This is a genomic window from Prevotella sp. HUN102 (genome assembly GCF_000688375.1).
Lineage (GTDB): Bacteria > Bacteroidota > Bacteroidia > Bacteroidales > Bacteroidaceae > Prevotella.
Genome location: NZ_JIAF01000001.1, coordinates 99,281 through 112,822, shown reverse-complemented (window position 1 = coordinate 112,822; position 13,542 = coordinate 99,281). Strand labels below are relative to the sequence as shown.

Sequence of the window (13,542 nt, the reverse complement as noted above, 5' to 3'; positions counted from 1 at the left end):
GCACAAAAGGCAAGGAAATAATTCCAGATGCGCAACAAAAGAATTTCAGACGGTTTTCAAACGTGCGAAGATTGCGCTGCATTCTTGCGAAGATTGCAGCGCGTTTGTGCGAAGATTGGCGTGCATTCTTCGCACAAATGAAAACAGGCGTAATACACATTGATTTTCAAATACTTACAAACAGATGACAATAGCGTCGTTACCCGATTCAGGATAAGCCCCAACGCAGGGAATAAAGACAGGAAGCGAACAGGGATGCAAGGATATGATTCTGCCTGTGTGGGCATACGGCAGGCGTTCGAGGCTGAACAGGGGTGGTTTCTCATCATCCGTGTCTTATAAATTTAATTTATCCAATGAGTGTATCACATTTTTTTTGTACTTTTGCAAATGTATATAAGTAAGACTCAATGGATAATAAGAAAGCAACGTTAGAGTTAGGGACTAAGCCCGTAGGGAAACTATTGGCGCAGTATGCCCTGCCTGCCATCATAGCGATGACGGCAGCGTCGCTCTACAATATCATCGACCGCGTGTTCATCGGTCAGGTGGTCGGCTCTATGGCTATTTCGGGTCTGGCAATCACTTTTCCGTTTATGAATCTTGCGGCTGCTTTCGGTGCAGCCGTGGGCGTAGGGGCATCAACCACCATCAGCGTGAAGCTCGGTCAGAGGGATTACGATACGGCAGAAAACATACTCGGCAACACGATAACGCTGAATCTCATCATCGGCATCGTCTTCGGAGCACTCTGTCTTATTTTCCTCGACTCCATTCTTAGGTTCTTCGGTGCAAGCGATGCCACGATTCCGTATGCCAAGGACTTTATGACCGTTATCCTCGCAGGCAATGTTTTCTCGCATATGTACTTCGGAATGAATGCCGTGCTTCGCGCCGCATCCAAGCCGAGGCACGCTATGTTTGCAACCATCTTCACGGTGGCGATGAACATTCTTCTCGATGTTGTCTTCATCCTGTGGTGGGGCTGGGGCATCAAGGGGGCTGCGTTGGCAACGATTATCTCGCAGATACTGGCACTCTGCTGGCAGATGAAGCTCTTTTCCAATCAGAAGGAGCTGCTCCATCTGAAGCGCGGCATCTACAAACTGAAGAAAGACCTCGTGAAGAATATTGTTTCGATTGGCATTTCGCCTTTCCTGATGAATGCCTGTGCGTGCGTGATTGTGATTTTTATGAACAATCAGCTCGTGAAATATGGCGGAGATATGGCTGTCGGGGCTTATGGCATCGCAAACAGTATTGCCACTATCTTCGTGATGTTCGTAATCGGACTGAATCAGGGAATGCAGCCGATAGCGGGATACAACTTCGGTTCGCAGCAGTTCGACAGAATGATGCGGGTTGTGAAACTTGCCGTTGTCTCGGCTACGGCGATAATGACGACCGGATGGCTCCTTGCGATGTTCGCACCCTACTATTGTGCCCGAATGTTTACCACCGACAGCGAACTGATCACGCAGTCGGTAAAGGCGATTCACATCAATATGATGATGTTTCCGATTATCGGAGGACAGATGGTAATAACCAATTTTTTCCAATGTATCGGAAAAGTGAAGATAAGCATCTTCCTTTCGCTCTCCAGACAGCTCTTGCTGCTGTTGCCGCTGCTGATTGTATTGCCCCGATTCTTCAATATCGACGGCGTATGGGCGGCATTGCCGTCGAGCGATGCCCTTTCGGCTGTCATTGCCGGTACGATAATGTTTAGTTATATGAGAAATTTCAAGAAAGAAATGCAGGCCTGAACCTGTAAAATATTCACGCTTATGGAAGAAAAACTGATTATAAACGTTGGCCGACAGCTCGGAAGTGGTGGAAGAATCATTGCCAAGATGCTTGCCGAAGAGTTCAACTGCAAGTTCTACGACAGAGAAATACTGAACATTGCAGCCCGGGAGAGTGGCTTTTCAGAGAAGTTCTTCGAGGAGAATGACGAGCAGAAGGGATTCCTGAAGTCTCATTTCCACATCCATCTGCCTCTGTTGGGAAGCAACGACTTCTATAAAAACGACTTTTCGCAGGAAAGTCTCTATCAGTTTCAGAGCGATGCCATTCGCGATGCCGCTGAAAAGAATCCCCGCTGTGTGTTCGTAGGCAGAACGGCAGACTATGTTTTGCGCGATAATAAGGCAGTTGTGAACATCTTCATCACGGCAAATATGGACTTCAGAGCCGAAAACGTGAGCAAACGCAGGGGGTGCACGGTGGAGGAAGCACGCAAAATCATAGAAAACGGCGAAAGCGAACGGGCTAAGTATTATAATTACTATACGGGCAAGACTTGGGGACACTCCGAAAGCTACGACCTCTGCGTTGATGCAAGCATTCTCGGGCTCGAGGCAACGAAGGATTTTATAGCAGAGTTCATAAAACGCAAGTTGAAGGCAGCCAAATGAAACGCATCGGAATCATATCGGACACTCACGCTTACTGGGATGAGAAATACGAATACTATTTCAAGGACTGCGATGAAGTATGGCACGCCGGCGACATCGGTTCTTTGGAAGTCGCCGACAGGTTCGAGGCAATGAAACCTATCTTCCGTGCCGTGTATGGCAACATAGACGGCTGCGAGATAAGGGCACGCTACCGTGAAATTCTGCGTTTCAAGTGCGAAGACGTTGATGTTCTCCTGAAGCATATCGGCGGCTATCCCGGCAATTACGACCGATCGGTGCAGGGTATGCTCTACGCTTCTCCACCTGATCTGTTCGTCGATGGGCATTCCCACATACTGAAAGTGAAGTTCGACAAGACGCTCAATCTGCTCCATATCAACCCCGGTGCTGCCGGATTGAGCGGGTGGCACAAGGAGCGCACGCTGATAAGACTTACCATCGAAGGCAATAAATTCAGTGATTGTGAAGTTATTACTTTAAATGATAAGGCAAAAAACTGAAATAACAAGGCAAACGCCCCCTAATGGCATTACAAAAATCTGCAACCGAATGAAAACCATAAGAAAATTCAGCAGCCAGTTTCTTGTGTATAGCATTGCATATTTCATCATCACTATAATATTTGAATGGAACAATGAGTATGACTGGAAGGAAATCGCTTTCAACAGCACTGGCTTCGGTGCAGCAATGGCTACCGTCTACACTTTTCCTGACTGTTGGAGAAAGATAAAAACAGCCTATAAGAACCGATGGCATAGGGGCAAACACGCCAAAGCTGCTGATGAATTCAATACGGAAATAAATTAAGAAACAGATAAAAATATAATAGACAACAAAATGAAAACTTACTTAGTAACTGGAGCCGCCGGCTTTATAGGCGCAAACTACATCAAGTATCTGCTTCACAAGAAGTATGTGAACGAAGACATCAAGGTAATTGTTCTTGATGCACTAACCTATGCAGGTAATCTCGGAACCATCAAGGACGATATAGACGGCGAACGCTGCATATTTGTCAAGGGCGATATACGAGACAGGGAACTCGCAGACAGGCTTTTTACCGAATACGACATCGACTATCTCGTGAACTTCGCTGCTGAAAGCCACGTAGACCGTTCGATAGAAGACCCTCAACTGTTCCTCAACGTGAACATACTGGGCACTCAAAACCTGATGGATGCCGCACGCCGTGCGTGGGTTACAGGCAAGGACGAGAAGGGATACCCCACTTGGAAGGAGGGCAAACGCTATCATCAGGTATCCACCGATGAGGTATATGGCTCGCTCGGAGCCGACGGTTACTTCACGGAAGCCACCCCACTCTGCCCTCACAGTCCGTATTCGGCAAGCAAGACAAGTGCCGATATGTTCGTAATGGCATATCACGACACGTTCCACATGCCTATCAGCATCACCCGTTGTTCCAACAACTACGGCCCTTATCACTTCCCCGAGAAGCTCATTCCACTGATAATCAACAACATTCTCGAAGGAAAAGCACTCCCGGTCTACGGAGAAGGACTGAATGTTCGCGACTGGCTCTACGTGGAAGACCACTGCAAGGCCATTGATATGGTGGTTCGTGAAGGACGTGTAGGCGAAGTTTACAATGTAGGCGGACACAACGAGATGACCAATATCGACATTGTGAAGCTCACAATCAAGACCATCCACGATATGCTGGCCGAAAACAAGGAACTCCGTAAGGTGTTGAAAAAACAGGTAAAGGACGAAAACGGCGACATAGACATCAGTTGGATAAACAACGATCTCATTACACACGTTGCCGACAGACTGGGACACGACGCCCGCTATGCCATCGATCCAACCAAAATCAAGGAAGAACTCGGTTGGTTCCCTGAAACAATGTTTGCCGAAGGCATCGTGAAGACCATCAAGTGGAACCTCGAAAATCAGGAATGGATACAGGAAGTTACCAGCGGTGACTATCAGAAGTATTACGATATGATGTATTCCAACAGATAGAAACCGAAGGAGTGAATCCATAAGAAAGCACTTAGCGTGAAGAAGCGATGATAATTGCCTGAAAAACAAAAGCAGCGAGCACCTATTATTATCAGCACTTCTTCACGATTAAGACCTTTCAAGTTCATTGAATTCCCTTCAAGTCCATCAAACGCCCCATTCACGGAACATCACAAAGCAGAACCTTCACTCCCAATTCCCTTCCAACACCCCTTATTTTTCAAACAATGCAAGACGAACCAAGCATCGGAAAAATCATCGACCTCCCCAAGATTCTCGACCAACGGGGCAATCTCACTTTCGTTGAACAATCGAAAGACATTCCTTTCAATGTCTCCCGCGTCTATTGGGTCTACGATGTGCCCGGCGGAGAATGCCGAGGAGGACACTCCCACAAGCATTGTCGTGAGTTTATCATCGCCGTCAGTGGTTCTTTCACAGTTACCCTTACCAACGGGAAACAGCAGCATACCTTCCTTCTGAACCATCCCTATCAGGGATTATTGGTAGATACGAACATCTGGCGGACGCTCGACGACTTCTCATCGGGTGCAGTCTGCCTCGTATTGGCCGAAGACCTGTTCGATGAAGATGACTATATCAGGGAATACGATGAGTATTTAAAGTTTATCGAAGAGAAATAACCGATGTTTGAAATCACGAAATACAGTCCACAGCAGGCGAATGAATGGAACGCATTCGTGAAGCAGTCGAAGCAAGGCACATTCTTGTTCGACCGGCATTATATGGACTATCATTCCGACCGTTTCGATGATTTCTCACTCATTGTCCGCCGCAAGCAACGCATCTTCGCGCTACTGCCTGCCAATCTCGCCGGCAATACGCTCTATTCCCACCAAGGACTTACCTATGGTGGACTGATAACCAACGCAAAAGCCACGACTTCAGACGTTTGCGAAGTCTTAAGGCTCATTCTTTCCTTCCTTTCCGAACACGGCATTCATCGTTTCGTGTATAAGGCTGTTCCCCACATTTACCACAGGATTCCTGCCGAGGAAGACCTCTACGCACTGGTAAACGTCTGCAATGCACGCATCATCACACGCCATATCTCATCCACCATTGCGTTGGAAAACCGTATGAAATTCGCCGAAAGCCGAAAAAGCGGCATCAGAAAGGCGATGCGCAACGGAATCATTGTGGAAGAAAGCAACGACCTTGCTGCTTTCTGGCATATCCTCAACGACAATCTGCACAATAAATACGATGCCGCTCCGGTTCATTCACTCGACGAACTCACATTGCTCAAAGCCAATTTTCCAAAAGAAATAAGGCTTTTCATTGCCCAAAGCAGCGAAAAACTGCCAATAGGAGGCACGATTGTCTACGAAACTCCCCGAACCATTCACACACAATACATTTCAGCCTCGCCCGAAGGAAAGGCAAACGGTGCGCTCGACCTGCTTTTCGACCATATATTAAATAAGGTGTACGCATCCCATACCGGCTATTTCGACTTTGGAAAAAGCTCCGACGGCGACGGCCACGACCTCAACGAGCAGCTCATTTTTCAGAAAGAAGGCTTCGGAGGAAGAGGCATCTGCTACGACACGTGGGAAATATCGGACTTTTAACAATGGAATATCTATCACTGAAACAAATCACTGCGATGCACGCCGAAGAGATTTCTGCGGCAATTCAGCAGGTTGTGGATTCCGGTTGGTATCTGCAAGGACAGGCCACACGCCAATTCCAAGACCAGTATGCACGCTATATCGGCACTCACCATTGCATCACTTGCGGCAACGGACTCGATGCACTCAGCCTCATTTTCCGTGCCTATCGGGATCTGGGCGTCCTTCAGGACGGCGACGAAGTAATCGTACCTGCCAACACTTATATCGCAAGCATCCTCTCCATCACAGAAAACAATCTTGTTCCCGTGCTTGTTGAGCCAGACATCAGTACGATGCAGATAGACGACGCACGCATCGAGTCGGCAATAACTCCACGCACCCGAGCCATTCTCCTCGTACATCTCTACGGCAGATGCGCCTTCACTACACGAATAGAAAACATTTGCAGACAGCACCATCTCAAGCTGATAGAAGACAATGCACAGGCTCACGGCTGCACCTTCCACAGCAAACGGACGGGAAGCCTTGGCGATGCAGCAGCTCACAGTTTCTATCCCGGCAAGAATCTCGGCGCATTGGGCGATGCAGGTGCCGTAACCACATCCGACGAACTGCTTGCCAACACCATCCGAACACTCGCCAATTACGGTTCGTCCCGTAAATACGAGTTCGCCTACAAAGGCAGAAACAGCCGTATGGACGAGCTTCAAGCTGCCGCACTCTCCGTGAAACTACGCTATCTTGATGCCGACAATGCACGCAGAAAGCAGATTGCACAGATTTTCAACACACAGATTTCAAACCCGAAGACTATTGTTCCGAAATCGCCCGACCGAGACAACGTTTATCATATCTACCCCATTCTCTGCGAAGAACGCGCCACGCTGCAAGCCTATCTAAAGGAGAACGACGTGCAGACAATGATTCACTACCCCATTCCTCCCCATCAGCAACAGGCCTACAAGGAATGGAACCACCTTTCTTTCCCCATTACCGAGCGCATTCATCGACAGGAACTCTCCCTGCCGTGCAATCAGGCAATGACGGATGAAGATGCGCAGAGAATCGTCAGACTGCTGAATGCCTTTTAAAAAACATACAGACAAAGCAAATTTCATAATCAATTGAAAATCAACGCTTAAAACATAGGACTACAATCTTCGCAAGAATGCAATGCAATCTTCGCAAGAATACAATGCGTTTTTGCGAAGATTGCATTCCGTTCTTCGGTCACTTGCAAATCAGACTTCAGCATCAGCAAATATAGCTTCCGAACATCACGGCACAACCCTGCATACGCAAACGAAAAAATCAGGGACAAACGATACTTGCTGTCAATAGAAATTAAAACGTACAACAAGGAATTATTCAGCCAATGGGCATTTACTTGTAAAAATATTCGTATCTTTGCAAGGTGTGCAGGCATTGGTGCCGACACGGACATTTGATTAACATCTTAAAACGATAAGAATTATGAAAGTAGTAAACACAAACAACGCACCCAGTGCTATCGGTCCTTACAGTCAGGCTATCGAAGCCAACGGTTTTGTATTCACATCAGGACAGCTCCCTATCGACCCTGCAACGGGTGCTTTTGCTCCCGGTGGCGTGAAGGAGCAGACCCGTCAGTCGCTCACGAACGCTCAGGCTATTCTCAAAGAAGCAGGCATCGACCTCTCTCACGTAGTAAAGACAACTGTTTATCTCGCTGATATGGAAGACTTTGCAGCTATGAACGAAGTATATGCAGAGTTCTTCAGCGAACCATTCCCGGCTCGTTCGGCTATCTCCGTGAAGCGTTTGCCAAAGGATGCGCTCGTGGAAGTGGAGTGCATTGCAGTAAAATAAAATCGCTGAAGTGGAATAAAGCAAGGATGGAAACGGAGTTGGAACTCTGCCCTGCAGTTTTTCACGAATCAGATTCAATAAAAAAGCAGAGGATGCAAGTGATTTGCATTCTCTGCTTTCTTTATAAATTCTTCGGGTTCAGGACAGATTGGCAAGGAAATCGGTCGGCAATGAGAATAATCATACAGTAATCCATTGACAGATTGATGAATCAGCGAATTGTAAAGCAGCCTTCGTGCAACGGCAGCACAAGTTCGTCCAAATCTATCATTGCATTGAAGAGGGCTATGAAACTGTAAGTGGGCAGATCATCTGCCAGTATTTCCCTTTCCTTGAGCCTTCCCTGAGCAATGAGGCTCGCACGCCGAGTTCCCGGCAAGAGAGGAGTGTCGGGCGTAAACCATTCTTTTCCGTCGAAAAATGCAACGTTCGTGAACGAGGTGTCCGTTATGTGGTTGTCTTTCACTATCAGAATCTCGTCGCAATCACCTTGCTGCGCCTTCAATTTCTCCAACGCCGAACGGTCGGAATGCTTGAACGGATAGCTGATTCCGTCTGCACGGACAAGTTTCAGCAAGCAAATGTCTTTCTGAACATATTCCGTACAGGATATCTCGGTGATGGAAGTTTCGTCATACAGAAAACGCAGTTTGGCTTTCTCGAGTCGTGCGTCCACGGCTGCATAAACGTTCTGCCACGAAAGTTCTTCCGCTCCGGGCCAGTAATGCCTGCGCGTAGCTTCAAATCTCTGTCGGTGGAAATCAAGATTGATAATCTCGCCCTTCTCCACTCGCATCGTTTCAATAAATCGGCACATAGATTTTATCCTTTACTTCCTTGTATTCATCGTCGTTATTGCTCTTTGCCGTGATTCCTCCACCTGCCTTATAATAGAATTTGCCAGCTTCCTCGTCTATGAATCTTATCATTACGGCACTGTCAAGATTCCCATCCTTGTAATGTCCTATCACTCCGGTGTAGAAACCTCTGTCGTAGGCTTCGGCCTCGGCGATTATTTCCATCGTTTTGGGTTTTGGCGCACCCGTAATGGAACCTGCCGGGAGCAGCCTGAACAGCAAATCGCCTATATTCCTCGTGTAATGGTCGGTCAGTTTTCCCGTGATTTCAGAACTCGTCTGCAATATCTCTCCCTTGTTGGTCTGAAGTCGGTCGATGTATCTATACTTCGTTACGGCAACTCCATCCGAAACCATACTTAAATCATTGCGTATCAGGTCTACTATCGTTGCGTGTTCGGCAGCTTCTTTAACATTGCTCATCAGTATTTCCTCGGCATTCGGAAGTGTGGCATCGAGCGTTCCCTTCATCGGATACGAACTGATTTTTCCGTTGTCTATGCGAACGAATATCTCCGGAGAGAAACATACGAAGCGATTGCGGATCCAACAGCGGTACATTGCCTTAGAACGGAGGAAAATATCGCGGAGAGTCAGGTTTGTTCTTATCTCAACCTTGCACGTGAGGTTTGCCAAATAGCTGTTTCCGGCACGCATATTCGCCTTCACAAAGTTAATACTGTCTTCGTACCGTTCACGGTTCGGGGCATCAAAATCCCACTCCACGGTATCGGAATTGCATTCAGCATTTTCAGGAATATTATTGAAATTGGGAAATGCCACCATCATTTCATCGGAATCCAGTTTCCCGGCTTCCACAATATATGCCTGACTCTGGTCGTAACTAACGGCAAAGACAAACTCCCTGCCCTCTTTGGCAAGTCTGTTCATCAGCGTCTGCGCCTCTTCCTTCGGATAAATTTTCATAGTAAAATCCAATTCCTTCGATAAAACTTATCATTGCATCGTGTATGAATCGCAAAATTACACATATTTTTTTACAATATCGTATCTTTCCTATGCTTTCCTGTCTTAAAAATAACTGCGCAAAGCATTGCAGGTCTACATCAAAGACACGATGAAACAAAAAAATCCTCCCACCTCTGCACAACGGCGAAGGTGGGAGGATGTATGTTCTGTCGGTTAAATGACTTTTAGTAATTCTCAGGCTTAATCTGGAAGAAGCTCTGTGGATGCACACAAACAGGGCAAACTTCAGGTGCCTGCTTGCCAACTACGATATGACCGCAGTTGATGCACTGCCATACGGCAGAACCGTCTTTGGCGAAAACAACCTTGTCTTCGATGTTCTTCAGGAGCTTACGATAACGCTCTTCGTGCTTCTTTTCGATAGCACCGACTGTACGGAACTTAACTGCCAACTCTGGGAAGCCTTCTTCCATAGCGTCCTTAGCCATCTTGTCGTACATATCAGTCCATTCGTAGTTCTCACCTTCGGCAGCAGCGAGGAGGTTTTCAGGAGTTGATGGAATGTCGCCGTTGTGGAGGAACTTGAACCACAGCTTTGCGTGCTCCTTTTCGTTGCGCGATGTCTCTTCAAAGATTTCAGCCATCTGCACGTAACCATCCTTGCGTGCCTTTGAAGCATAGTACTGATACTTGGTGTGTGCCTGACTCTCGCCTGCAAAAGCAGTCTGAAGGTTGGCCTCTGTCTTTGTGCCCTTCAATGCTTCAGGGTTAAATTCCTTGAACTTGTCAGCCTTTACGTGGCATACTGGGCACTCAGCAGGTGCCTCTGAACCCTCGTACATATAACCACATACGGTGCAAATAAACTTCTTCTTCATAATGTTTTTGTTTTATTAAATGAAAATCTTGAATCCTGTTCAGTATCTGTTGGTTTCCGATTGGCTCGGACGCAACGCAACACTATCTCTTTTAAGACAGTAGAGCGTTTTTCTAAATTCCGTTTACCCTCATTTACAGGCAGTAAAACTACGAGTATTGGAATTTATCCAAATTATCTTGTTCGTATTGCAAAAGTACAATTTATCAATTAAACATCATAATAAATTAACGTTCTTTTTACCCCGAAACCTCTAATTAGACAAAAGCTAAATAAGAACAAGCTGAATTGAAAACGAGGGAACAAGGGAACGAGAGAACAAGTTCACAAGGAAAACACCTGACCTTGCAAAAAATGTTCCGATTCTATCTGCTTCCGTTTGCGGAATGGCTCACAATGCCTGTCAATTCGCTGAAATCGTTGATGATGAAATCAGCTCCCGCCTTCTTCAATTCCTCTTCCTTGCCCGTGCCGTAAGTAACACCACACGTTCTTACACCTGCATTCTTGCCCATAAGAATATCCGATTCCGTGTCGCCAACTATCAAGGCCTCGCTCGCTTTCAGCCCGAATGTGTCGAGAATCTTCATTGCAGGCTCGGCATTCGGCTTCTTTTGCTGAACATCGTCTACGCCAACGAGCAAGCTGAAACAGTCAGCGAGCTGCATATCGTTGAGAAAATCTGCGAGCGACAGCCTGCTGCGGTTGGTTGCTATGGTAAGAATGTATCCCTGACTGTGCAAATTCCTGATGGTTTCCACAACATTCGGAAACGCCGGAACAGCCCCGGGAACACTATTTCGCAAACAAATCTCCGTATAGACACGTGCGCATTCCTCGGCTTTCTCATCAGTCATCGGAATCATCGACGAAAAGCATTCAGCCAACGGCAGTCCTATTGTCCTCGCACATTCCTCTTCCGTCCGTTTTTCCAGCCCAAGCCGGTCTATCGTTTCAAGCATCGTCTGCGTTATCAGCCCTCTGGAATCCCCGATAGTACCGTCGAAATCGAATATAATCAGCCTTATGGGCTTATTCCCTTTCAACTTTGCCTTCAATCGCTTGTAGCCTTCCTTGCCGAGAATCGTCAGTCCCGCGTATTGAAACGTTTTCGCCAAGCCAAAGAACACAACGAACATTGCGCCTTTCTTGCTTGCATCCATATCCAAAAGCCACGGCAGACCGAGCGAAATGAAATAGCAAGGCAGGCACAAAGCCATCACAATGACACCGGTTCTGAACGACAGACCTTGCAGCCAGTTCTTTATTCTACTCAATATTTTCTTGAAACTCATTATATGTTTATATTTATTGTAATACTTCTCATTGTTATATTCCATCCCTCATTTCCCATCTCACATCTCCCCTTTCCCATCTCACATCCTCCATTTAACATCTCCCATCTCCCTTTTCACATCTCCCATCCCCCATTTTCCATCAATAAGGGGCAACAAAATTACAACAATAGTCTATAAAGAAATGCTATCTGCCGAATATTTTATCGTTTTTTATCGTTGTGAATCATTAAAACAAGCTCTGAAATGAAAAAGAATCCTTACCTTTGCAAGTACCAAAAACAAAAAGAATATGTTTAGATTTAATGCTTTTTTCTCTTTAAGAGAGGATGTGAAGATTGAGGATGCACTCGCATTGGCTCACAAATTAGCAGAACAATCACGTAAGGACGAAGGCTGTATCAGTTACGACCTCTTCCAGAGTACCACCAACCCACGCACTATGCTCTTCTGCGAAACGTGGAAAGACCAAGCCTGCATAGACAAACACGCTTCGGCAGAACACTTCACAACGATTGTTCCCAAGTTGGAAGCACTCACAGAGAATGGACTGAAACTGGAAAAGTTCGAGTTTTAAGCCCAAAGTTCCCTTTCACGCTCCTATATAAGAGGTGTTGTAAATCGGAAAATATAAAGCTCTTAACCTATCCCTGTGAGAGAACAAGCCCTGATTCAATTCCTGATTCAGCTTGCTCTCTTTAAGGATATTGTGTCATTCCGATTCGGCAAAACTACTATCGCTGACGACTGACGGAAACACGATTTTCAAGTAACCGAAAAATGCAATGTAATCTTGCGAAGATTGCAACGCAAACGTGCGAAGAATGCAGCGCAATCTTCGCACGTTTGGAAACGAATATATTACAAACTGATTTTCAATTAGTTACAAACACACATTTCGTACCATTGAATAACTTTGCCTAAATGGCAGAACTACATACAAATTTATTTGAAACTTTGCCCTTTTCAACTACGTTTCTTGTAAACTTATTCCTTTATTCTCGCATCAACTGATTTCACACTCGGGATATTTATCCAGAACACAGATTGCAAGTAAGCAGGAATTTCAGTTTGCCAATACAGATTTTTTGAGTAACTTTGCACACAACATAGGGTAAATGAGCAAAAATGGCATTGCTATGCGCTTGTTTACGCCTAAAAAAACAATTAGGAAATTTAATCAAACAAATAAAGAAAATGGGAAAACTTATCGTTAATAGTTACGACGAATTGGCTTCTCACCTCGGCGAGAAGCTCGGTGAAAGCGAGTGGTTACAGGTGGATCAGGAAAGAATCAACCTCTTTGCCGATGCAACGCTCGACCATCAGTGGATTCACATCGACACCGAGCGTGCGAAAGAAGAAAGCCCCTACAAGAGCACTATCGCTCACGGCTATCTCACGCTCTCGTTATTGCCAAAGATGTGGAACGAGATTATCGAAGTGAAGAATCTGAAAATGATGGTAAATTACGGTATGGACAAGATGCGTTTCGGCTGTCCGGTCATTACCGGTTCGCGCGTCCGTCTCGTTACAACGCTTCATTCCATTGAGAATCTGCGTGGCGTATGCAAGGCCGGCATCAAGTTCCAGATTGAAATAGAAGGCGAACGCAAGCCCGCACTCGAGGGTATTGCAACCTTCCTCTATTATTTTGAATAGTTTTCAGCTATACTTGCCGACAAGATTGTCGGAAGAATCCTTACGTTTCTTCAGAGATGATGCTGATTT

Annotated in this window: 16 protein-coding genes; 12 read left to right on the top strand and 4 right to left on the bottom strand. The window is 46.1% G+C overall.

Annotation, left to right across the window (positions count from 1 at the left end; all coding sequences use genetic code 11):
- The first annotated feature begins 159 nt into the window (after positions 1-159).
- The 10 genes from P150_RS0100540 (at position 160) to P150_RS0100495 (ending at position 7,852) form a co-directional block, all read left to right on the top strand.
- Entirely contained in the window at positions 160-342 is a 183-nt protein-coding gene (locus P150_RS0100540; RefSeq protein WP_028896016.1) for a hypothetical protein, read from the top strand.
- Between the two features lie 68 nt (positions 343-410).
- The gene (locus P150_RS0100535) at positions 411-1,766 is read left to right on the top strand and encodes an MATE family efflux transporter (protein ID WP_028896015.1); all 1,356 of its coding nucleotides are present in this window, start codon (positions 411-413) and stop codon (positions 1,764-1,766) included.
- Positions 1,767-1,787: 21 nt separating this feature from the next.
- Entirely contained in the window at positions 1,788-2,417 is a 630-nt protein-coding gene (locus P150_RS0100530) for an AAA family ATPase (protein ID WP_028896014.1), read from the top strand.
- Complete coding sequence (locus P150_RS0100525) at positions 2,414-2,920, top strand: metallophosphoesterase (protein ID WP_028896013.1); 507 nt, start codon at positions 2,414-2,416, stop codon at positions 2,918-2,920. The genes P150_RS0100530 and P150_RS0100525 overlap by 4 nt, the downstream gene beginning before the upstream one ends.
- Before the next feature lie 49 nt (positions 2,921-2,969).
- Positions 2,970-3,227, top strand: a complete 258-nt coding sequence (locus P150_RS0100520) for a hypothetical protein (RefSeq protein ID WP_028896012.1) — start codon at positions 2,970-2,972, stop codon at positions 3,225-3,227.
- A 30-nt stretch (positions 3,228-3,257) separates the two neighbouring features.
- A complete protein-coding gene (gene rfbB / locus P150_RS0100515; protein WP_028896011.1) occupies positions 3,258-4,406 on the top strand; it encodes a dTDP-glucose 4,6-dehydratase in 1,149 nt (382 codons plus the stop codon).
- Positions 4,407-4,633: 227 nt separating this feature from the next.
- Entirely contained in the window at positions 4,634-5,050 is a 417-nt protein-coding gene (locus P150_RS0100510; RefSeq protein ID WP_028896010.1) for an FdtA/QdtA family cupin domain-containing protein, read from the top strand.
- A gap of 3 nt (positions 5,051-5,053) precedes the next feature.
- Positions 5,054-6,001: a GNAT family N-acetyltransferase gene (locus P150_RS0100505; protein ID WP_028896009.1), complete on the top strand. Its 948-nt coding sequence runs from the start codon at positions 5,054-5,056 to the stop codon at positions 5,999-6,001.
- Positions 6,002-6,003: 2 nt separating this feature from the next.
- On the top strand, positions 6,004-7,095 hold the full coding sequence (locus P150_RS0100500; protein ID WP_036931953.1) for a DegT/DnrJ/EryC1/StrS aminotransferase family protein: 1,092 nt from the start codon (positions 6,004-6,006) through the stop codon (positions 7,093-7,095).
- A 382-nt stretch (positions 7,096-7,477) separates the two neighbouring features.
- Positions 7,478-7,852 (top strand): RidA family protein, encoded by a 375-nt coding sequence (locus P150_RS0100495; protein WP_028896007.1) that lies wholly within the window; start codon positions 7,478-7,480, stop codon positions 7,850-7,852.
- 211 nt (positions 7,853-8,063) lie between these two features.
- On the opposite strand, the gene P150_RS0100490 is transcribed toward P150_RS0100495, so the two are convergent.
- The 4 genes from P150_RS0100490 to P150_RS15580 all read right to left on the bottom strand — a co-directional run bounded on the left by P150_RS0100490 (position 8,064) and on the right by P150_RS15580 (position 11,793).
- Positions 8,064-8,669: an aminotransferase class IV gene (locus P150_RS0100490; protein WP_028896006.1), complete on the bottom strand. Its 606-nt coding sequence runs from the start codon at positions 8,667-8,669 to the stop codon at positions 8,064-8,066.
- On the bottom strand, positions 8,653-9,636 hold the full coding sequence (locus P150_RS0100485; RefSeq protein WP_028896005.1) for an aminodeoxychorismate synthase component I: 984 nt from the start codon (positions 9,634-9,636) through the stop codon (positions 8,653-8,655). Before P150_RS0100485 ends, P150_RS0100490 begins: the two co-directional genes overlap by 17 nt.
- A gap of 227 nt (positions 9,637-9,863) precedes the next feature.
- On the bottom strand, positions 9,864-10,517 hold the full coding sequence (rbr, locus tag P150_RS0100480; protein ID WP_028896004.1) for a rubrerythrin: 654 nt from the start codon (positions 10,515-10,517) through the stop codon (positions 9,864-9,866).
- A gap of 364 nt (positions 10,518-10,881) precedes the next feature.
- The gene (locus P150_RS15580; RefSeq protein WP_231477553.1) at positions 10,882-11,793 is read right to left on the bottom strand and encodes an HAD-IA family hydrolase; all 912 of its coding nucleotides are present in this window, start codon (positions 11,791-11,793) and stop codon (positions 10,882-10,884) included.
- A 310-nt stretch (positions 11,794-12,103) separates the two neighbouring features.
- Between P150_RS15580 and P150_RS0100470 the strand changes: the two genes are divergently transcribed.
- Both P150_RS0100470 and P150_RS0100465 read left to right on the top strand, forming a co-directional pair.
- The gene (locus P150_RS0100470; protein WP_028896003.1) at positions 12,104-12,388 is read left to right on the top strand and encodes a putative quinol monooxygenase; all 285 of its coding nucleotides are present in this window, start codon (positions 12,104-12,106) and stop codon (positions 12,386-12,388) included.
- Between the two features lie 620 nt (positions 12,389-13,008).
- Positions 13,009-13,473, top strand: a complete 465-nt coding sequence (locus P150_RS0100465; protein WP_028896002.1) for a MaoC family dehydratase — start codon at positions 13,009-13,011, stop codon at positions 13,471-13,473.
- Positions 13,474-13,542 lie beyond the last annotated feature (69 nt).